General features: G+C 44.6%; 18 protein-coding genes. 9 read left to right on the top strand and 9 right to left on the bottom strand.

Translation table 11 applies throughout. From position 1 onward, the window contains the following. Positions 1 to 12: 12 nt before the first annotated feature. The 3 genes from AC1DP6_RS13190 to AC1DP6_RS13180 form a co-directional block, all read right to left on the bottom strand. Positions 13 to 948 carry an ester cyclase gene (locus AC1DP6_RS13190; protein WP_477055250.1) on the bottom strand — a complete coding sequence of 312 codons (936 nt, stop codon included), beginning with the start codon at positions 946 to 948 and terminating at the stop codon, positions 13 to 15. A 73-nt stretch (positions 949 to 1021) separates the two neighbouring features. Next, entirely contained in the window at positions 1022 to 1507 is a 486-nt protein-coding gene (locus tag AC1DP6_RS13185) for a Crp/Fnr family transcriptional regulator (RefSeq protein WP_477055249.1), read from the bottom strand. Positions 1508 to 1673: 166 nt separating this feature from the next. After that, positions 1674 to 2792, bottom strand: a complete 1119-nt coding sequence (locus AC1DP6_RS13180) for an epoxide hydrolase family protein (RefSeq protein ID WP_477055248.1) — start codon at positions 2790 to 2792, stop codon at positions 1674 to 1676. A gap of 335 nt (positions 2793 to 3127) precedes the next feature. On the opposite strand from AC1DP6_RS13180, the gene AC1DP6_RS13175 reads away from it, so the two are divergent. Both AC1DP6_RS13175 and AC1DP6_RS13170 read left to right on the top strand, forming a co-directional pair. Continuing rightward, positions 3128 to 5845, top strand: a complete 2718-nt coding sequence (locus AC1DP6_RS13175; protein WP_477055247.1) for a TonB-dependent receptor — start codon at positions 3128 to 3130, stop codon at positions 5843 to 5845. 33 nt (positions 5846 to 5878) lie between these two features. Further along, positions 5879 to 7147 (top strand): right-handed parallel beta-helix repeat-containing protein, encoded by a 1269-nt coding sequence (locus AC1DP6_RS13170; RefSeq protein ID WP_477055246.1) that lies wholly within the window; start codon positions 5879 to 5881, stop codon positions 7145 to 7147. Between the two features lie 65 nt (positions 7148 to 7212). On the opposite strand, the gene AC1DP6_RS13165 is transcribed toward AC1DP6_RS13170, so the two are convergent. Both AC1DP6_RS13165 and AC1DP6_RS13160 read right to left on the bottom strand, forming a co-directional pair. Next, positions 7213 to 7968, bottom strand: coding sequence for a LytR/AlgR family response regulator transcription factor (locus AC1DP6_RS13165; RefSeq protein ID WP_477055245.1), 756 nt, complete (start codon positions 7966 to 7968; stop codon positions 7213 to 7215). Further along, positions 7931 to 9652 (bottom strand): tetratricopeptide repeat-containing sensor histidine kinase, encoded by a 1722-nt coding sequence (locus AC1DP6_RS13160; RefSeq protein ID WP_477055244.1) that lies wholly within the window; start codon positions 9650 to 9652, stop codon positions 7931 to 7933. The genes AC1DP6_RS13165 and AC1DP6_RS13160 overlap by 38 nt, the downstream gene beginning before the upstream one ends. Before the next feature lie 250 nt (positions 9653 to 9902). Here AC1DP6_RS13160 and AC1DP6_RS13155 point away from each other — a divergent pair, with 250 nt between their 5' ends. The 6 genes from AC1DP6_RS13155 (at position 9903) to AC1DP6_RS13130 (ending at position 18709) form a co-directional block, all read left to right on the top strand. Then, positions 9903 to 11087: a vWA domain-containing protein gene (locus tag AC1DP6_RS13155; protein WP_477055243.1), complete on the top strand. Its 1185-nt coding sequence runs from the start codon at positions 9903 to 9905 to the stop codon at positions 11085 to 11087. 260 nt (positions 11088 to 11347) lie between these two features. Next, the gene (locus tag AC1DP6_RS13150; protein ID WP_477055242.1) at positions 11348 to 11743 is read left to right on the top strand and encodes a hypothetical protein; all 396 of its coding nucleotides are present in this window, start codon (positions 11348 to 11350) and stop codon (positions 11741 to 11743) included. A 172-nt stretch (positions 11744 to 11915) separates the two neighbouring features. After that, entirely contained in the window at positions 11916 to 12998 is a 1083-nt protein-coding gene (locus tag AC1DP6_RS13145) for an efflux RND transporter periplasmic adaptor subunit (protein WP_477055241.1), read from the top strand. A 32-nt stretch (positions 12999 to 13030) separates the two neighbouring features. Continuing rightward, entirely contained in the window at positions 13031 to 16198 is a 3168-nt protein-coding gene (locus tag AC1DP6_RS13140; protein ID WP_477055240.1) for an efflux RND transporter permease subunit, read from the top strand. Beyond that, on the top strand, positions 16191 to 17624 hold the full coding sequence (locus tag AC1DP6_RS13135; protein ID WP_477055239.1) for a TolC family protein: 1434 nt from the start codon (positions 16191 to 16193) through the stop codon (positions 17622 to 17624). The genes AC1DP6_RS13140 and AC1DP6_RS13135 overlap by 8 nt, the downstream gene beginning before the upstream one ends. Before the next feature lie 137 nt (positions 17625 to 17761). Continuing rightward, positions 17762 to 18709: a hypothetical protein gene (locus tag AC1DP6_RS13130; RefSeq protein ID WP_477055238.1), complete on the top strand. Its 948-nt coding sequence runs from the start codon at positions 17762 to 17764 to the stop codon at positions 18707 to 18709. Here AC1DP6_RS13130 and AC1DP6_RS13125 read toward each other — a convergent pair. Then, positions 18696 to 19412: a hypothetical protein gene (locus tag AC1DP6_RS13125; RefSeq protein ID WP_477055237.1), complete on the bottom strand. Its 717-nt coding sequence runs from the start codon at positions 19410 to 19412 to the stop codon at positions 18696 to 18698. The two genes, AC1DP6_RS13130 and AC1DP6_RS13125, sit on opposite strands and share 14 nt — an antisense overlap. Before the next feature lie 99 nt (positions 19413 to 19511). Between AC1DP6_RS13125 and AC1DP6_RS13120 the strand changes: the two genes are divergently transcribed. Further along, on the top strand, positions 19512 to 20195 hold the full coding sequence (locus AC1DP6_RS13120) for a hypothetical protein (RefSeq protein WP_477055236.1): 684 nt from the start codon (positions 19512 to 19514) through the stop codon (positions 20193 to 20195). A gap of 61 nt (positions 20196 to 20256) precedes the next feature. Here AC1DP6_RS13120 and AC1DP6_RS13115 read toward each other — a convergent pair whose 3' ends face one another. The 3 genes from AC1DP6_RS13115 to AC1DP6_RS13105 all read right to left on the bottom strand — a co-directional run bounded on the left by AC1DP6_RS13115 (position 20257) and on the right by AC1DP6_RS13105 (position 22297). Further along, positions 20257 to 20943: a hypothetical protein gene (locus AC1DP6_RS13115; protein ID WP_477055235.1), complete on the bottom strand. Its 687-nt coding sequence runs from the start codon at positions 20941 to 20943 to the stop codon at positions 20257 to 20259. Positions 20944 to 21117: 174 nt separating this feature from the next. Further along, positions 21118 to 21786 carry a hypothetical protein gene (locus AC1DP6_RS13110; protein ID WP_477055234.1) on the bottom strand — a complete coding sequence of 223 codons (669 nt, stop codon included), beginning with the start codon at positions 21784 to 21786 and terminating at the stop codon, positions 21118 to 21120. After that, complete coding sequence (locus AC1DP6_RS13105; protein ID WP_477055233.1) at positions 21773 to 22297, bottom strand: RNA polymerase sigma factor; 525 nt, start codon at positions 22295 to 22297, stop codon at positions 21773 to 21775. The genes AC1DP6_RS13110 and AC1DP6_RS13105 overlap by 14 nt, the downstream gene beginning before the upstream one ends. Positions 22298 to 22365 lie beyond the last annotated feature (68 nt).

Below are 22365 nucleotides of genomic sequence, written 5' to 3'. Positions count from 1 at the left end.
GCCGGGAAGTGGTTATTTCACCACTCCCAGCTGCTTCATCATCGTCAGCTCATCGGTCACCCGCCAGTGTTCCGCTATTTTACCATCGATGATTTCTTCAATGTTAACCTGGTTAACAGTTACATATTTTCCCGTAGGCGGAATATTAAATAAGCTATCCGTCTGCGTTCCGGTCATTACCACTCTTACCACCGCCCTGTTTTTTGTAGCGATAACGTCTTTGATCGTATAATGCAGGTCCGGGAAAGCTCTCCTGATAGCCGTCACAATAGGTTTTAAGCCCGCTGCCCCTTTCGGAGGATTGGGCACAGAGGGCGTATGATTAATATAATCGGCACTCAGCAGCTCATCCAGTAATTCCACTTTACCATTATTCCATACCTCGTTAAAGTAGCGTTCCACCAACTGCTTATTTTTATCTTCCACCGTCTGCGCTGGCTGCTGGCAGGCAGACAGTCCCAGGAGGACAACGCCCACCAGGGCTACAGAAGATCCAGGGATATACGGCCGTTTAAACACCACGTTATCAAGCGCATATTTACCGCTGCCATTCACAATTACCGCCAGCGCCAGGCCTATGATCAGTAAATGGTATTCAAACCCTTCTCCTTTTTGTGTACCAAACCAATTCATAAAGAACCCATTATCCAGGTGTTCCATGAAAATAATTCCCACAAACAGGCCGATGATGGCGACAGACCAAATTCTGGCTGCAATACCCAGGATCAATGAAAGTGCGCCAAAAAATTCAATGATGATCACCCCGAAAGCGATTATCCAGGGCAGGTGAAGCGTATCGGTAAAAAAGGCCATTTCCTTTGTGAAACCGGGGCCGCCAAACCATCCGAGTACTTTTTGTGCGCCATGGGGAAACAATATCAATCCCAGTGTCAGTCGGATGATCAAACCAGTCCAATCGTTGCGTGTGCTAAAGATGTAGTTTTTCATTTATTTGTATGTGCATTTAGAACCACAAATAAACGATGCCGAAAAATCTAAAAAATTAAAGTAGTTGAAGAAATTACTGGCGGCTTTGTTTTTTACGCAGCATGCTCAAAAATACCGGTGTCATACCTAAATAGGCAGCCACCTGCTTTTGAGGAATGCGTTGTTCAAGCTGAGGATACTTTTTTACGAAATCTACATATCGTTGTTCTGCTGTAAAGGAGAGATTTTGATTAATCCGTTTTTGCTGTGCAATGAAAGCATTCTGCAGCAGGATCCTGAAAAAGCGTTCAAACTTCGGCACCTGCTCATACAACTGGTCGAGGTGCTCCTTTGAAATCTGCCACAGTTGGGTATCTTCCAGGGCATCAATATAATAATCGGAAGCAGTGTTGGTGAAAAAACTAAAAAGATCGCTGGTCCACCAGCCCTCCACACCAAACATCACGATGTGCTCAAACCCGCTCTCGTCTATCGTATACATTCTTACACATCCTTTGACAATAAAGTTTTCAGTTTTACAAATATCTCCCTGCCTGAGCAGGAATTCTTTCTTCTTCAACGTCCGGAAAGTTAGTAACGAGAAAAGGAAGTCGACTTCCTCCTGCTCCAAATGARTATGCCGTGCTATATTTTGAAGTAATAATTCATCATTCATGATACCCGGTGGATATTGGTAGCGTCAAAGTTATTTGAATTTCGCAAAATGGTCACCCTATTTCATGTGTCTACGCTTTCAGGCTGCCGAAAAACTGTCTGACATCAGTAGCTACCAGGTCCGGTACTTCCCATTCAGGAAAATGGCCGCCGCGTTCCATCAGCGTCCAGCGTTGCACATTGAAAGTACGCGCTGCCCATTCACGGGGTGCAGGCACGTTCACGCCGTCCCGTAAAGGCATCAGAATAGCCGTTGGAACTTCCACACGACCTTTCATGCCCGGGTCACGGGCAACTTCTCTATATAGCCTTATAGCAGCCGCACCGGCGCCCGTAAACCAATGCAGAGAGATATTATCGAGCAGGGCATCCCGTCCAAAATGGTCATCGATTAAAAGACCACCATCTCCCCATCGTTGAAATTTTTCTATGAACCAACTGGCCAGTCCTACGGGAGAATCCGCGAGGGCGGGCGTCAACGTCTCCGGACGAAGGGCCTGCAGTTGGGCATATGCCGTTTCCAGCGGCGCCCATTCCTCTACCTGTTTCTGATAGGTTATTTCTGCAGGGCTGAGATCATCCGGCAATGGCACCAGCGAAGAGGTAACAGAGGAACGATGCAGCCCTATCACCCGTTCGGGATATTTAAGCGCAATTTGCTGCTGTATCCATCCACCCTGATCGGAACCACGACAGGCGAAGCGTTCATATCCCAGTCCTTCTGTCATCAACCGGGTGGCCAGGTCCGCGATCCGGGTAAAGTTCATCCCATGCTCTTGCGGGAATTCCGTAAAAGGATAACCCGGAGGTGATAGCGCGATCACATCAAAAGAAGGCGTGCCATCTGTTCCTGCCGCTGTCAGCTGTGGAATGATCTGTAGCATCTGCACAAAACTACTCGGCCACCCTTGCATCAGTAATAAGGGAATAGGGTTCGGTCCCTGACCGGCAGCACGGATAAAGTGAAGCTGTGAGCCGTCTACCTCAGCGAGATAATGATCAAAGCGATTCAATTGTGCTTCCCGTTCCCGCCAGTCATATTCCGATAGCCAGTAAGCGGCGAGATCCTGTAAGTAAGCACCATCGGTACCATCCGCCCAGCCGGAGCCGGCAATGGGATGCGCCCAGCGGGTGTGGCGCAGGCGGCGGTGCAGATCTGCAATGTCCTCCTCAGGAATATGAATCTGCATCGGCCTGATTGATATATTTTTCTGCATGACTAAAGTTGGAAGTAAATAAATAGGGTGATCTGATACGATACAAAAGTATTTAAATAGGCGCTAATTCAAAACCCCGGAAAACCAGTTCCTATATCTGCCATCCGCAACGGAAAAATTAACTACAACAGTAATACAATGAAGGGCAATTAACTTTCCATTCTTTAACTTAATGTTACCATTCGCTTAAAGGAGAATTAAAAATTGTTCCCGGATGTTATGATAATATTATGAGATTAATTTAAGGCATAAAACACAGTTTTCCTACAGAATCATAAGGGTGGTTTGTGTGAAAATCAAAATCATTTATGCCAGGAAAATTTATCTCCTCATTACTGGTAATACTATTTCCAGCGTTCCTATTTGCACAACATGCCACCCTGAAAGGTAAGATATCAGATAAGCGTACAAAAGAGCCATTGGCAGGCGCTTATGTTCATTTAGACGACACCCCTGCAACCGTGGTAACGGATGCCAACGGGTTTTATACCATCCCTGATCTTGTGCCCGGCCGTTACAAAATCAAGATCAAATTCATCGGTTATAACGAATTTGAAAAAAGCATCACGCTCAATAACTCCCAGACGCTTACGTTAGACTTTCTACTGGAAGCGAATTACAAAACACTGCGTGCGGTAAGCATTACCGGCAAACTGGATAAAGAAACAGAATCCGCTTCCAGGTCTAACGAAAAAAATGCTGACAACATAAAGAATGTGGTGAGTGCGCAAGCCATTGCCAAATCACCGGATATCAACGCAGCCAATATCCTGCAGCGTCTTTCCGGTGTAACCATACAGCGCAATGCAGGTGGCGATGATGCCTATGCCATCGTAAGAGGACTTGAACCCAAATACAACAATACCCTGGTAAATGGTGTCAAGATAGCGAGTCCTGACAGCAAATCGAGACTGGTATCTTTGAGTGTTGTACCATCCGAATTGTTGTCAAGAATTGAGGTCAGCAAATCGCTACTCCCGGAAATGGAAGGCGATGCTATTGGTGGTACCATCAATATGATTTTCAAAGATGCGCCCGAAGTAAGAGAATTATCTGCCACAGGCGCAGTAGGCTACAGCCAGATTTTTATCGACCGGAAATTTCTGAAATTCTCCTCCTCGGATATTCAAAAATATAGTCCTTCTGAAAAAAACGGGCCGGGTTATGTGGCTCAACCCGGCGATTTCTCCAGGTCCAACCTGGATTTCAAGCCAGTTAACCCACCTCCTACCGGTACCCTGAGCGCTTCTTATGGAGAACGTTTTTTCAAAAACAAATTGGGTTTCTTAATCGGAGATAGTTATCAAAATTTATACTTCGGTTCCAATGGAGAAATTAACAGTGGCAATGCAGACCCCAATGATCCGGATCACCGGCCCCGTATCAATGATATTATCACAGAGTCATTTTCCACCAGGCAGTTATTAAATAACCTGATTATACACCTCGATTACAACATCAATGCAAAAAATAAAATCACGTTAGACAATATCCTGCTATATGCACACCTGCAGGAAACTGCTATAGGAAGAGATACTTCCATTACCGGCGGTAACGGCGGGAGAACAACGCCGGGAACAGGCCCGGTGAACAGCGCTTACAGATCCACTACCACCAACCAGCTCATAGAAACGATAAAGCTGGCCGGGAATCATATCCTTTCACAGCATTTCCTTTTTGACTGGACAGGTGTGATCTCTGATGCTACAAGGAAAACACCTGACCAGGCGCAGATTAATATCAACAACCTTACTTCCTACGATCCATCTACCAGGCAAACCACTACCTCTCCCGATTATTTTGACACCGTAGATCGTTTATGGCAACATAACCGGGATCAGGATTACAACGGTGGTGGCAACCTAACATTCAATACCACCAAAGGCAGGATGCAATTGGAATTAAAAGGAGGTGGATTATACAGGCATAAAAACAGGTTCAACTATGAAGACGATTACACGCTGCGGCCTGTTGCGGCTTCCAATGGTGGCAAACCTGTTTTCACCAATATATATAACGCACAATGGAATGTGTACAATCCATATGGTGCTGGTACTTTCAATTTAAATAACTACACTATCACCGAAAATATTACCGCTTATTTTGGACAGTTTAAAATTATGCTACCGAAGATAGATATACTTGGAGGCATCAGGTCTGAGGGCACCTCCCAGGTAGTTTATATCCGCACAGATCCTACTAATCCATCCAATGCGACCAAGTCTTATGCAGATATTTTACCAAGCCTGCAGATAAAATATCTCTTAAATGACAGAACTAATTTAAGATTCTCTTATTTTTCGTCCATTGCCCGGCCGGCATTTTACGACCTCTCACCGGTGTCGCCTCCCAGTACAGGCGGTATCGCCTACAAAGGCAATCCTCAGATCAAACATACCACTGCTGATAATTATGATATCCGGTATGAGTTTTTTCCAAAGGAAGATGAACAATTCTTTATTGGTGTATACTATAAAAACCTTACCAACCCTATTGAATATTCAATAGCTGGCAACAGTGGTCCGAACACCTATCTGCAGCCCATTAATTCAGACAATGCCAAAGTCGCAGGCGCAGAATTCACCTTTATGAAATTCATAGGTAACATCGGCTTCAGCGGTAATTACGCCTACAATTACTCCGATGTTAATTCGGCAAAAATTGACCGGAACAACCCCGCAGCGAGAGTTTACGAACACCGGATGCTCACAGGTGCGTCTGTACATGACCTCAATTTTTCTTTATTATATAAAAACAAAAGGTCTAAAATAAATGGTCAGATCGCGTATCAATTCCTGGGTAAAACATTAACGGGCATTTACCCGGATAACGGTGACGATTATATCCAGAAATCCATGTCTTTCCTGGCAGTATCGGGCGATGCTCCCCTTAACAAACATTTTATTGTATTCATCAAGCTAAACAATCTTTTAAACACAAAGACAGTGGTAGTACTCCACAATTTTGATAACGGCAATAATGTTACCGGCGCCTCCTATCTGGCAGGTGTACGCTATAAATACTAAAGAAAAAATCCTTTAATACAAAAATTTATCAAAATGAAAACGACAAAACTATCTGATTGTTTTGCATCTATTTTGTTGATAGCAGCGCTGGCATCCTGCGCCAAAAAAGACACTACAACTGTTGGCACACCAGTCATTCCGCCGTCCAATCCTATCACCGCAGATACCATCGGGGGATTTGTAAAGGGCACCTTACTCGCTGGAAAAACATACACCATGAACCAGGATGTGTATGTGAAAACAGGAGATACTTTACATGCACAGGAAGGTGCTAATATTATTATTAAGAATAATTCTCAATTTAAAATCCAGGGCGTTTTTGAGTCCGCAGGAACCCAGAAAAATCCTGTTACTTTTGATTCTGACACGCATACTCCGGGCTCATGGGGCGGTTTTGCCTGTGACAGCGCTCAGGCGGTTACCATCTTATGGACTAAAATCTTCGACACCGGTGGTGCAGATAATAAAGGAGGAGCCAGAAGAACATTAGTGGTTAGCAAACCGATCAAAGTGGATATTGAAGATAGCTGGATAACCAATGGCCAGGACGATGGGCTAGGTTTGTTTGGCGGTGCGCAGGTAACCGTTCTCAGAAACACCATTCAATCCGGTGGCAGTAATGACGGAGAAGCGATCAATTTAAAAACCGGCGCCACTGGCATTGTAGCATATAATGTGATTTATAGCCAGGCTGGTACCGGTATTAAATTAGAAACCGCAACGGTAGTCACCACAGCACAAACAACCGTTGATGTTTACAACAATACCACTGTATCCTGTGGCTGGAGAAGAGGAGCCGGCGAACCTGGCAGAGGAGTTTCTGTAGGTGTGAGCGCAATAGGCCACGTGTACAATAATGTGATTGTAAATTGCTATCACGGACTGGAAATATTTACAGATGCCGATATTGCCCATACCACTTACGGCAATAATTTATTTTATTCTACCGCAGATACATTTACGGATAACACACCACTGACCAATACCCCGGCAGGCCCAGCCATCGTGGTAAATTTGAGAAACGAATATTATCCCGGCGGCGCAGCAGGTAAACCTCAACCTACGGATGTGATCTCTACCAGTGTAACCACGGCTAATCCTATGTTTACAAATTTCAACAATGCATTTTTAGCAGCTAATGGAGCCGCCAACAGTAATGACTTTCACTTGCAATCTACCTCTGCGGCGATTGGTAAAGGCATAACTTCCTGGGCAGGTATATCCACAGCAATAGCAGCCGGCAATGGCCCAAATAAAGATCTGGGCGCTTATCCAACAGATGGCACCGGAAACAGACATTAATCCGCCGGCCTTTTAAATGGAGTGAGCCGGCTCGTTTTATGGAGCCGGCTCATTTTATAAAAAACTTACTGGAATGCCTTTAAAAGACCCTCTTTATAAGCAGGCGACACCTCCACAGCTGTCCCATCATTCAGACTCACATATCCCCCCGCACCTTTGTGGTAAGACTGTACGAAATGAATGTTGATGATATGTGATTTGTGCACCCGCACAAAAGGATGGGGTAACATCTCAGAAAAGTGTTTCAGAAAACGACACACCATCTTTTTATTGCCATTGGTAAGATAAACATCTGTAAAATTACCATTCCCTTTCAGGCGCACAATTTCCCCCATCTTCACTACATCAAATCCATCCAGTGTAGGCAGGATCACCTGTTGCATACCGGGGTTGACTTCTTTTGCATTTTCCATGATGATGCGGTTCCTGTTCAGCCACTGCTTTTGTTGTAATTGTTGCTGCACTTTATTCACCGCCAGGATCAGCTCTTCTATGCTCACAGGTTTCAACAAATAATAAGCAGCACTCTGGTTGAGTGCTTTCAGAGAATATTCAGAAAAAGCGGTTACAAAAATGGTTTCAAACTGGAGGTCCTGACAGCCTTCGAGCACATCAAAAGCATTTCCAAAGGGCATTTCCACGTCCAGAAACACCAGTTGTGGACGCAACTCGTGTAACAATTGGATCGCCTCCCTGCTATTCTGGGCCGTCCCTGATACTTCTACCTGGGGGCAGAATTTCCGGAGATAGTTTTGTAAGGCAGCCATCGCAGCAGCTTCATCTTCAACGATAACTGAAGTTATTTTTTCTGGTAAGATCATTTTTGTCCATTAAGGGAATTTGCAGGATTATCCGCGTTCCTGTAGCGCCATCCAGCGTTATCTCTTCCATCAGCAGCCGGATATGCAGATGGTATATGTCATTCAGTAAGCTGATTCGCTCCGTAGTGTTCGTGATTCCCCGGGATTGATGCGCTTTCTGATGCGTTGTTTTCAATTTCTGGCTCTCTGCCAGTCCGATCCCATCATCTTCTATCCGTACCTGCATCACCGGCCCCTGTTTTTCAAAGGTCAGCTTAAGCAACCCTTTCGTGGCCTTATAGCGGAGTCCGTGCCAGACGGCATTTTCAAGATGGGGTTGGATCAGCATATTGGGAATCATTACCGCATCGGTATCCAATGCTTCATCTATCTCCAACACATAAACAAATTTATCACTGAAGCGCAGCTGTTCCAGATCCAGGTAGCTTTCCAACTGTTCTACCTCTACAGATAATGGGACAAAATCTTTACTGGAATGTTCCATCACATTCCGCATCAGACCAGAATAAGAGGTCAGGTATTTATTTGCTTCCACCTCATTACTCTCTGCAATATATTGATTGACGCTATTAAGGCTGTTAAAAATAAAGTGTGGGTTCATTTCCCGCCGCAAAGACTGCAAGGCAATTTTTTTATTCTTGATCTTGATGGCACGTAACGCGCGGATAATAAAAAACAATAACACGGCCATCGCCAGGATGGAAGCCGTCAGGAAATAGTTGAGGGTATTTTTATTAGTGATCAAAGCCTGCTGCAAGGCCCGTTCTCTTTCCAGGTCTTTGATTCTTCCTTCTGTAACATCAAACAGGCTTGCATCTACAAGTGAGCTATCTGTTCTGATGAGCGTATCCAAATGATGCAGGAAATCATCGTACCGGCTCAGGGCAGCATCTTCCCGGCGCTGTTCCCGGTAATATTTCGTCAGTGCCAGCAAACAGTCTTTTGTTTTGGAAGTATTACCACTACTGAATGCCAGCGCATATGCTTCCTCCAGCAGACTCCCCGTTTTTTCGGGTTGCTGTTTCCTGGAATACAGTTGCGCCAGTTCACGAACCTGGTCAATTTGCAGGTCTACGTTCTGCTCCCGTTTTGCTTTTTCCAGGATGGATTCATTCAGCAGGATCGCCTCGTCAATATTATTTCCAGCCACATATACTTTGGATATCTTCTTACTGATAGCGCTGATTTCCCGGGTATTGTCACTCTTTTCAATCGCTTTTTTATAGCTGGCAATGGCGTCAGAGGTATTATGCTGTGAGAGCTGACTATTCCCCAGTTGCTTGTAGGCATCTGCGGCTTCCTGTTTCTTTCCTTCCTTTTCAAAAATGACAAGATTGGATTGTACGTAACCTATTTGTGCCTGGGGATTACTGTTATTCCGCAAACGGTTGGCATCATTGAAATTAATGCTCTCCAGCGTTTTATCTTTCGTCAGGTCACCGGCCGACTGATAATTTTGTATGGCCGGAATTATCTTCTCCTGCAATTCCTGCACTTTGGCCAGGGTGCGTCCGGTGGTGGCAGCAGCATCTTTATCATTCAGCCGGGTGTATATTTCCAATGCCTTTTTAAGATACGCTTCTGCTTTGGCATATTCACTTTGATCCATCAGCTCTTTTGCCAGGGCCTCGTAGTGACTGGCTGTCTTCAGGTCATCATCATCGCTCGAAAGCGATTTTTTCAAATCCCTCGCTGCTTTGGATACCCCACCCTTTTTACCCTGTGCGGCCGCTGTTTTACAGACACCAAAACAACCCAACAAGATAATTATATAAATACCGTAACGTACCATGTTAATTGATTCAACCGCAAAATAGGTTTTTTCGGTGTGGGCAACCGGGTATTTCACCCATTCAAAATACGATTTCACCAAGTGGTCCCTAACAGGCAAATAAGACCCCCTATTTTCATGGGGTCATCTTAAATCAAGCAACATGAAAACGACACTATTAGCCAGCGCAATGCTGGCATCGGGATTCCTGGTATGGAAATATGATACACGTCCATACCTCTTGGATAAAGAAAGCGATAAAGCTACTCCAATATGTGCTTATGTGACTCCTCCTTCAGCTGAAGACAATACCCACATACAGGTAGCTTTACTACTGGACACCTCTAATAGCATGGATGGATTGATAGACCAGGCAAAATCAAGGTTGTGGAATATTATCAATACCCTTACTACCCTGAGATACAAAGGGAAAGCACCGGTGATTGAAATTTCGCTTTATGAATATGGTAATGACGGCCTTTCTCCTGCAAGTAATTTCATCCGGCAGGTTACCCCACTCACCACCGACCTGGATCTCATCTCTGAAAAACTATTCACCCTGCGCACCAATGGTGGTTCAGAATATTGTGGTGCAGTCATCACCGAAGCAGTAAAATCACTGCGTTGGGGAAAGGATCAGGCAGATATGAAACTCATTTATATCGCCGGTAACGAAGCGTTTACCCAGGGACGAATCAGTTATAAAGAGGCCGCCAGTGAAGCTGTTGGCAAGAACATCTTTATAAATACGATCTACTGTGGTGATAAACAGGAAGGTATCAGCACCAACTGGAAAGACGGCGCCGACAGAGGCCATGGCCAATATTTCAATATCGACTCCGATAAAAAAGTTGTTTTTATTGAAACCCCTTATGATGGAAAAATAGAGGCCTACAATGAACGCATCAACCAAACCTATATCGGGTACGGCGCTTATGGCGCATCAAAGAAAAGTAACCAGATCATGCAGGATAAAAATGCGAGGTCACTATCCTCCGCTAACTCGGTTGAACGTTCTGTCAGTAAATCAAAAGGCGCCTATAGAAATGAAAGCTGGGACCTGGTGGACCGTGTTAACCAGGACAAATCCGTTTTGAAAAGCATTAGCCAGCGTGATTTACCCAAAGAACTGCAGGGAAAAAGCCTCACCGAGCTGGAAGCCCTGGTGGCAGCCAAAAGCAGAGAACGCGAAAGCATCCAAAAAGAAATGGCCACACTGGGCAAACAACGACAAAAATATATTGATGAGGCAGTAAAAAAGACGGTTACAACCGATGATCTCGGCGCTGCGATCAACCATTCCATTGTGCGGCTGGCAACGGCAAAAGGATACACCGCAGAAAACTAGACCCGGCCAGGCATCCATTGTCGGGACGATGGCAGCAATGCACCTGGTTGGGATACCCCCATAAAAAAACCTGCGCAGTTGTCGCAGGCTTTTTTATGGGGGTATCCCAACCACTAAACATATTATAAAAATATCGCTATGTTTAAATTTCTCTTAAACGTTAAAAAATTGTTACTTATTTAAAAAATAATTGTTTTTTCACGCGCATCTGGACATGATTTCTTTTTTTCTATCAAACTTTTATTACTTTTGGTCCCCGAATGAGAGTAGTAATATTTTTTGCATGCTTATGTTTCCTACTGTTAAGAGGAGATAAATGCGCATTTTCATTTACGCCTCACCACAATATCTGCAACAATCCCACGCAGCATCTCAATAGCCAATGGCTAGTAAAAGTTACCGACACCAATCAGGACGACACCATCACCTCCGATACCGATTTAGAGGAGGAAGCCGAATACCTGGTAAGTGATGATGTGGAAGATGACGATGCGAGTAATTTCCTTGTCAGGAAATACAGGCTGCTGGCCAGGTGCGATTTGTCACACGCTCACCTATCTACCTTAAGTTATCTGCGCAAATACTTTCAGGCCCCACCACCCTTTTGGGGACACCTTTCCAATATTTATCTTACGCAAGGAGCGCTAAGGATCTGATCTGTCACCTGTATCAGTTACCGAAAGTGTGACCATGCCAACCTGATAGATGTATATTGATAGTACATCCTCCTGCATTGCCGTTCAGGTTACCCTGGCGACTGATAACGTTCTGCATCCATAGGCGTCTTTGCCTTACTACCATGCCATCGCTTAATATCCATTAAATATCATGAATAGAATTGTCATGTTTACGGGCTTCTTTGCCCTGCTGTACTTAACAAGCTGTAAACCTAAAACGGAAGAAAAAGAAGAGGCTGGCAAATACACTGTTACCAGTCCATCCAGAGTGGATACTTCATTCACCCATGAATATGTTTCCCAGATAAAATCTGTCAGGAACATAGAGATCAGGGTACAGGAAAGGGGTTACCTCCAGAACATCTATGTAGATGAAGGACAGTTTGTGAAAGCTGGCCAGCTACTATTCAGGATCATGCCTAAAATGTATGAGGCAGAATTGCAGAAAGCGGAAGCGGAAACCCGGGCGGCAGAAATAGAACTGCAGAATACCAAAACCCTGGTCGACAAAAATGTAGTTTCCAAAAATGAACAGGCAATGGCGCAAGCCAAACTGGATCAGGCCAAAGCAGAAATGGCATTGGCGAAACTTCACCTGTCATTCACTGAAATCAGGGCGCCATTTGATGGCACCATTGACCGCATCCCATTTAAACTGGGTAGCGTAATCGATGAAGGTGGGTTACTGACAAGTCTTTCAGACAACACCCAGATGTTTGCCTACTTCAACGTATCTGAACCGGAATACCTGGACTACGCTACCAACACCAAAGGCCGCGGTAACAACAAAGTAGGACTACTCTTAGCCAATAACCAGCCCCTCCAGTATAAAGGAGATGTGGAAACCATTGAAAGTGAATTCAACAATGAAACAGGAAACATTGCCTTCAGGGCAAGATTCCCGAATCCTGAGAAGCTGCTGAGAAATGGAGAAACAGGTAAAGTACTGATGACCATTCCGCTTAAAAATGCGTTAGTCATCCCACAAAAAGCGACCTACGAAATTCAGGATAAGCTATATGTTTTTGTGGTAGACAACAACAATGTGGTAAGGTCCCGCAACATTGCCATCCGTGGCCAGATGCCCGACCTGTATGTAGTAGAAAGTGGYATTTCAGAAAATGATAAGATACTGCTCGAAGGTGTTCAGAAGGTAAAAGATGATGACAAGATCAAATACGAATACCGGAAACCCGAGGAAGTTATTTCCCAACTGCGATTGAAAGCGGAATAATAGTTCAGTTCAAGTCCTAATAGCGTAGCGCAATGTTTAATAAATTTATACAGCGACCGGTTCTATCCATAGTGATATCGCTCATTATCGTGTTCCTGGGGGTGCTGGCCATTACCCAGTTACCGGTAACACAATTCCCTTCTATATCTCCACCAAAGGTAAATGTGACAGCGGAATATCCCGGAGCAAACGGTGAACTAATGATCAAATCTGTGATCATTCCCCTGGAAAGAGCCATCAACGGCGTTCCGGGGCTTAAATATATCGCATCAGATGCGGGTAACGATGGAGAGGCTTCCATACAGGTAGTATTTAACCTGGGAACCGATCCTAACCAGGCATCGTTGAATGTTCAAAACAGGGTGGCATCAGTAGTGAATAAACTGCCCCCACTGGTGGTACGTGAAGGTGTTAAGATTACCCGTGAGGAATCAAACATGCTGATGTACATCAACCTTTACAGTAATGACCCACAGGCGGATCAGAAATTCCTGTTCAACTTCGCCGACATCAATATATTGCCGGAGTTGAAAAGAGTAGATGGTGTTGGGTTTGCTGACATTCTCGGTAACAGGGAATATGCCATGAGAATCTGGCTGAAGCCCGACCGCATGCTGGCTTATAAGATTTCTGCCGATGAAGTGATGAAAGCCCTGGGTGAACAAAGCCTGGAAGCTTCTCCCGGTAAAACCGGCGAAAGCTCTGGTAAAAGATCCCAGACCTTCGAATATGTATTGAAATATCCCGGCAGGTTCACCACCAAGGAAGGATACGAGAATGTGATCTTAAGATCCAGCCCTAATGGAGAAATACTTCGCCTGAAAGATGTGGCGGGTGTAGAGTTCGGAAGCTCGATGTATGATATTTACTCTAACCTGAATGGCAAACCTTCCGCCGCCATCGTATTAAAGCAATCGTATGGAAGTAATGCCAGCCAGGTAATCAAGGATATCAAAGCAAAAATGAAGGAGATCAAATCCAGCTCTTTCCCTAAAGGAATGGATTATGAGATCAGCTATGACGTATCAAAATTCCTGGATGCTTCTATTGAAAAAGTAATCCATACCCTGGTGGAAGCCTTTATCCTTGTAGGATTGGTGGTATTCCTGTTCCTGGGCGACTGGCGCTCTACCCTGATTCCTGCCATGGCGGTACCGGTATCTCTTATCGGAACATTTATGTTCATGCAGTTTTTCGGTATCACACTCAACCTCATCACGCTGTTTGCGTTGGTGCTGGCCATTGGTGTGGTGGTAGATGATGCCATTGTGGTGATTGAAGCAGTGCATGCTAAAATGGAGGAAGAACACCTCTCTCCATTGAAGGCCACCAAAAAAGCGATGCATGAAATCAGCGGGGCGATCATTGCCATTACGTTCCTGATGGCGGCGGTATTTATCCCGGTAGCATTTATGTCCGGCCCGGTAGGGATCTTCTACAGACAGTTTTCCATTACTATGGCAACGGCCATTATTCTTTCGGGTGTGGTGGCGCTGACCCTTACACCAGCGCTTTGCGCCATGATCCTGAAGAATGGACATGGGCTGCCTAAAAAGAAAAATCCCGTAGACAGGTTCCTCGATGGCTTTAATAATTCATTCAACCGTGCATCCGGAAAATACCAGAAAATACTGGGCGCCATCGTTAACAGAAGAGTAGTCACCATTGTGGTRTTACTCGCTTTCTGCGCCGGCACCTGGATCCTGAACAGCAACGTTCCTTCCGGTTTTATCCCGAATGAAGACCAGGGAATGTTCTATGCCATCATACAAACACCTCCGGGATCATCGCTGGAAAGAACCAACCAGATAGCCGAAAAGCTGCAAAAAGTAGCGGAAGGTATTGAAGGCGTGCAATCTGTTTCCGCACTGGCAGGCTATGAAATCCTGACAGAAGGAACAGGATCCAACTCAGGTACCTGTTTGATTAACCTGAAAAGCTGGGAAGATCGCAAGCATTCCGTGCAGGAAATCATGACGGAGCTGGAAGAGAAATCCAAAGACATTCCAGGTGCTACCATCGAATTTTTCCAGCCGCCTGCCGTACCTGGTTATGGTGCTGCCGGTGGTTTCGAGCTGCGCTTGCTGGATAAAGCCGGATCAGGTGATTATAAAAAGATGGAAACCGTGAGCAGGGAGTTTGTAAAAGAACTCACCAAACGTCGCGAACTATCTTCTGTATTCAGTTTCTACAGCGCCAGCTTCCCGCAATATATGCTGAGAGTGGACAATGATATTGCCCAACAAAAAGGTGTCAGCATTGATAATGCCATGAACACACTTTCTACCCTCATTGGAAGTAACTACGAAATCAGCTTTATTAAATTCGACCGTCAATACAAGGTGATCATACAGGCATCGCCGGAATACCGCGCATTGCCGGAGGATATCCTGCAGTTGTATGTAAAAAATGACCGGGATGAAATGGTGCCATTCTCTGCTTTCATGAAAATGGAAAAAGTGTATGGCCTATCAGAGATCACGCGGCATAACATGTACAACGCATCAGAAATAAGTGGCGCCGCCGCACCCGGATACAGCAGTGGTGAAGCCATTAAAGTCATCGATGAAGTAGCGAAGAAAACCTTACCCAGAGGGTTTGGGATAGACTGGGCTGGTATTTCCAAAGATGAGGTGGCGCAGGGCAACCAGGCCATTTATATATTCCTCATCTGTCTTGGTTTCGTATACCTGATCCTCGCGGCACAATATGAAAGCTTTATCCTGCCGCTGGCAGTGGTACTGTCGCTGCCTCCCGGGATTTTTGGTGCGTTCCTGCTATTGAAATTACTGGGGTTGGAAAATAACATTTATGCACAGGTAGCAATGGTAATGCTCATCGGTTTGCTGGGTAAAAATGCGGTGTTGATTGTGGAGTTTGCCGTGCAGAAACACCGGGGTGGAGCCACTGTACTTCAAGCCGCCATGGAAGGTTCTAAGGTGAGGTTCCGTCCTATCCTGATGACTTCCTTCGCATTTATTGCGGGATTGATTCCATTGGTGATGGCGTCTGGTCCGGGTGCATTGGGTAACAGAACCATTGGTACTGCTGCAGCCGGGGGTATGCTTTTCGGAACCGTATTCGGCGTGCTGATTATTCCCGGACTGTATTACATATTCGGCAGAATTGCAGAGCGACATGCACTTGTGAAAGACGAAGAAGAAAATCCATTAACAGAAGAAATTGATCACAATGTATAAATTCAGGATACATAGCGGCATTGGTATGCTGAGCGCTTGCCTGGCGATAGCCAGCTGCAAGGTGCCGGCAATAATGCCATCGGCTGAAAACAAGGCTGTTCCGGCATCCTACGACAACAATGCTGATACGACCAATACGTCCAGCTTGCAGTGGCGCAACTTTTTTACCGATAAGAACCTGGTAAGTCTGATTGATACCGCACTGAAAAATAACCAGGAGTTGCTGGTCACCTTACAGGAAATTGAAATTGCAAAGAGTGAAATCCGGTTCAAACACGGCGCATTACTTCCTACAGTTACTGCAAAGGCAGGTGCGGGCGTTGAAAAGGTAGGAAGATATACCAGCCAGGGTGCAGGTGATGCCTCTACGGAAATTGAGCCAGGCAAAGAGATGCCGGATCCGCTGACGGATTTTACGATTGGCGCCTATGCTAACTGGGAAGTGGATATCTGGAAGAAGCTGCATAACGCCAAAAAAGCCGCAGTAACCAGGTATTTATCTACGGTAGAAGGCAAAAATTTTGTGCTGACCAACCTGATCGCAGAGGTAGCCAATTCTTACTATGAATTGTTATCGCTCGATAAGCAGTTCGAGATCGTTAAACAAAACATCGAGCTGCAAAAAAATGCACTTGAAATTGTAAAGGTGCAGAAAGAAGCCACCAGGGCAACTGAGCTGGCAGTTCAAAAATTCCAGGCGGAAGTATTAAAGTCGCAGAGCCTGGAGTTTGATATACTGCAGAATATTAAAGAGGCAGAGAACAAGATCAATTTCCTGCTGGGTCGCTATCCGCAGGAAATTATCCGGGATAAAAATGCCTTCTCCGGTTCTCTCCCCTTGACCATCAGCGCCGGTATTCCATCACAATTGCTGGCCAATCGTCCGGATATTAAACAGGCAGAACTGGAATTAACAGCCGCGAAGCTGGACGTAAAAGTGGCCCGGGCCGAATTTTATCCTTCCCTCGGCATCTCAGCCGGACTGGGATTACAAGCTTTCAAGCCATCTTACCTGGTGAAGTCGCCGGAGTCATTATTATACTCACTGGCCGGGGAGCTTGCCGGACCATTGATTAACCGGAATGCAATCAAAGCGGAGTTTAACAAGGCCAATGCCAAACAGCTACAGGCCATGTATAATTATGAGCGTACCATTTTACATGCATACCTCGAAGTATCTAATCAACTTTCCAACATCAGCAACCTGGAAAAGAGCTATGATTTAAAGTCGAAACAAGTGGATGCACTCACCAGGTCGATCGACATTTCCAATGACCTGTTTAAGTCTGCCAGGGCCGATTACCTGGAAGTACTGATGACACAACGGGATGCACTGGAATCTAAACTCGAACTCATAGAAACCAAAAAACAACAACTGAATGCGGTCATCAATGTTTACAGAGACCTCGGCGGTGGTTGGAAATAAAATAACCTGATAAATAAAAGAGCCGGCAGCGATGGTTGCCGGCTCTTTTATTTATATCCTATATTTTAATTTCACCATTCCCTGATCTCCTCTTCCATCTCTTACCGAAAAATATTTTACATTTATTGAAAAAAGAGATGCAATATTTCATTCATCAGACACCCAAAGAAATACGATTAGTCACCGTTTCAGATATAGTAGCAGAAAAGATAAGCGCACAAATGAAGGGCTTCCGGATACAGAGCGGTACAGTGGAAACCTGGGAGAACGAGGAGAAAATGCCTGCCAACTTCCCCGAGAAATTGTTGAAGAACGGATACGCAGCTATCACGGAAACACAACACCAGGAGCACCTTAAAACAGCCGCTGCTGCGCTGTTAGCATTAACACAGGAACCATCCGGAAAGGACTATCATATTGTTTCCTGGGAAACAATTGAACCACAATTTGAACCGCCGTTTCTGAACGATGTCAATGAATATTTACGTGAACCCGCACTCCGCAATTTCTGCCTGTATCCCGGCGATACCGTTATTGAGGGAGATCTGGTGATCGACTATTCTGAACTGGCAACAACCGCCCAAACAGCCAGCAGGAATATCATCGTGAATGGTCATCTCACCATCAACGGCAACCTCGATGCCGGCCGGACTATAGAAGCATTGCCTCAATTCATTTACGTTACCGGTGATCTCCAGGCCAACAACCTCCTGTTATCCGGCTGGCTGGACATCGTCATAGGAGGAAATGCCACCATTACCGGAACGGTGCTTGGCTACTTTGGAGAACCAGGCGGCAGACTGCTGATAAAAGGGAACCTGACCACCACACATCTACTGAATGGTTTTATGTACCAGATCAACGTAGAAGGTAACACCCAGGGTGCATGTTATAGCTTTGACAAATACGACACCGAAGGATTACAGCCACAGGAGATAAAAAGTAACTTCCCCGAAGGGCAGATCCCCGATGGATATCCATTAGCTCCCACGGTGATACCTTTCGATACAGATTTAAAGGAATGTAGTTTTAGGTATGAAACCGCCTATGCACTGCTCAAGGAGGGACAGACTATTTTTGTATAGTGGGCGGTAAGTCGGTCAGGAAAGGGATGCGTATGAACCACACGAGGACCAGGCCATAAATGAATAATTCCACCGGCAGGCATAATGTTCTGTTATAGTCTTCTATCGCATGCAATCTCGAAAAAAGACACCAAAGATGTATGGCCATATAGCATGCATTTATGCCAAACGCAAGGTTAATGAGGAAATTTATTCTTAATTGCCGGCTGAAAGTAAATGCCAGCATAATACTGGATATAATAAGTGAAAATGTTACCGGAAAATTCAAGTACCGACGTATACTCAAAAATTTATACAATTCGTGAACAGCATCTTCCCGCACATGTGGACCATTCATCGTCGATATCTCCGAAGGCAATTCTATTGTCATTCTGAATAGATAAATGGCTTGCAAACATATTTCTATTGAACTGGAAAAGAATAATCCCAAAAAAACAGCGATAGCCGTAACAGGTGATGYTGCGTAATGGTGTATACAAATCACCAGCAAGGGATATAGTATGGCAAATGAAAGGACCAGCATCAGGTAAGCTGATAGCTGATGCGGTGGCATACTCCCCTCAAACACAACATTCAGAGAATCATCTCCGCTGATCTGGTAAGTCCAAAAAACATATCCCTTAAATAATAATGCCAATATGTAGATGAATATAATGCTGGCAGCTGTAAAATATGCGGTACGGGAAAGCGTTCTTTTCTCCATAGTTTATTACATTAATAGGGATATTTCAGGGCAGTACAGCCACACAATTCCCTGCAAATTTCAGAGAAGATACAAAAATCCGGAATTAATCATTACACCATGAGGTTTTCAAATAAGGCTTATAAATATCTTGATAAATTAAACCGTGATAAGGAATACGTTATCGCAGACAGTAATGAGGTCATTAATTACCTGGCAAAACAAAATATTGCCACCTTCGACCCAGTCATTGATTTTCAAATGAAGTTTTCAGGATTGGAGCTGACGATTTCAAAAAGCCGGGGATCAACATTTAACGCAAGACTTTTCTCCCAAAGCAACGTTGCAAAAAATACTACAATCGAACTGATAAAGGTAAACGGACAGTCTTATTTCTTTTGTGGGGACCATGAAACTGCGCAATTCTGGTTTGTATTAAGTGAGCAAGGACAACTATGTACCTACAACAGCAACAATGGCTCTGTCAATACTATTTTTTCTTCTTTCGATAAATTTATTGAAACCTATGCTTTTAAAGATCTTTTAAGCAAGGAAAACAAATATGAACATCCTCCATTCTATGACTTAATGAACCCACTAGAATTTGACAAGCTCACAAAAGACTACTTTCAGCATTTGACGGCGAGTGATGACTATAATAAATGGTTATCATCGGGCGACATGGTCATTCATACAGGCACCTGGTACGATCGTGCTGCTTGCTATGTCCATGTCTATGGCGACACTAAGCAGCATTGCGAAACATTCGTCAACTCCTTAAAAAGCGCCGCGATCATCGCGTAGCGGGCTTCCATATCATTGATGAACCAGGCACCTGAAACTCACATCAGGTGCCTGGCTACAATTAAATACTACTCAACTGTTGATATTTACTTTCCTGCGGAACTGATGCCGTATTATTATCTGCCCAATAGCCCAGGATCACAAATAGCCACTGAAACTGGGCAGACCAGGCAAGTGCGGTGACACTTGAAGGAACTGGCCCCCAAAAGTTAGAAAGCTGTACTGCGAGGAGTAAAACGATATTCACCCAGAATATAATCCTTGCTTTTGCATTTAAAGGCGTTGTTGAACGCAGGTAGAAAACAATGCCGGATATAAACAATATCAGTTCTACCAACAAGGTGCCTCCTACGGAAGACCAGAGCGAAAACCCAACTTTCACCGATGAGCCGGGAGATAACGGCAGATCATGAAAGTGTACAATAAGGTCCAGCAACCAGTGACTGAGCACGGCAGCTCCTAATATCACGGCATTCCTTGCATTTTTCTTAATCGCATAATATACCGCGCCAAATAAGATCGCCAATATGAAAGCGCCCACCAGGCTATGTGTAAATGGATAGCTTGTAAACTCAATGGCTCTTTGTCCTTCAAGTTCGGGATGCAGCGCCACTTTTTCTACGCCCAGGAGCAATAAAGTAGGCCAAATGAGGTCAGAAAACTGCACTGCCATGAAAAGTGTTCCCAGCGAAAGTTGCGGGGCTATTTTTTTAGTGACCATCCCTAGTCCGAAATGTCCGATAAACATAAGATTTGTTTTAAATTACTATGTTACGCAAAAACACTGACAAGTGTTTATTCAGTGCTCATCAACAATGCTGCGTATGAATGTTCTTCTCCACAAATATTGCATTTGATCGGGATAGTCTGCTTGACAAAAATCAAGATTTTTTTTTTGACGTTGCTTAGCATCCGGTAGTCTCTACGCTCCTGCCTTAAATGTATCTATCTCCTCCAGGTATCCTTTAGCCACAACAATGGAAGTCCATTCCTTTTTTCCGAGGAGGATTTTAAACCATTTTTCATTGGCATTTTCCAAACTTATATGCCGGTAAAGCCAGAAACCCAGAACGGTAAAAATCAGGGTCACAGGAAAGGCGGTGAACCAGAATAAGTCATCGTTTGCTATCCAATGCCAGCTCCAGAAAAAAGTAGTATAAAACGGCAACTGCAGCCACAGTAGCCGGACAATGCCAATGGTGGATACTTGAAGCTTCAACAACTTTTCCTGGATAAAGACCACACTGTCGCCATAATTAATCCGCTTTATCAGTATGATCTGCCTTACATAGACGATCATCGCCACCACTGCAAACAAAAGCAGGATACTTAAGGAGCCAGAGAAGAAAATATTTTCAAAGTGATTGCCATAAATCAATAACCCTAATAGTAAAGACCAGATAACTCCGATGGCGACAGCCCGGCTTTTAAAGGCAACCAATGATCTCAATTGGTTTTCTGCCCTGAAAGTCTGTACATATTCAATCGTCCGGACATGTAAGGCCCAGGCTTGTAAATTCATCACGTTGGCCTGGTCCATCCTCCTGGAATAGGCGTCCCACATATTTTCAAATTCATTATCTTCCATCATTACTCTTTTTAGATGTTGTGATGTCCCTTTTCAACCTTTCCTTTATTCTGCTCAGCCTGGAGGCCACATTCGTTTCAGTAATACCGATTACTTCCGCTATTTCTTTATAACTATTCCCTTCAAAATGAAGCATCACCAATGCCTTGTCTAACTCACCTAAAGCCGCGATATGCAATTGCAACAGGTGAAAGTTATCTTCATTCGTAGCATCTGCAGCTACACTCCCTGATATTCCGGGCTCCTTTTCTGCCAGCATCAGCTTTTTCCTATATGCCACAGCCGCCCTGTTAAAAGATATCGCTACATTCAATGCCACCCGGTACATCCAGGTAGTGTATTTCATGGCCGGATTATATGTTCCGTGCCCTTTCCAAAGGGTGTATATAATCTCCTGGGCAAGGTCTTCCCTATCCGCGTTATTATCACAATAGATATTGCATATCTTCATTACAATACCTTTATTATCAGCGAGTAACCTTAAAAACGCCTCCTTGTCCGGTTGTTTTTCCATCAGGTCAAATTCTCTTATGATATTATTATACGAATGAAGGTATCCGAAAATCACAGTTTGCCTGAAAA

It is taken from the genome of Chitinophaga sp. 01L420, from assembly GCF_056399985.1.
Note: the sequence above shows the minus strand (reverse complement) of the source record. Positions and strands in the feature narration are given on the sequence as shown.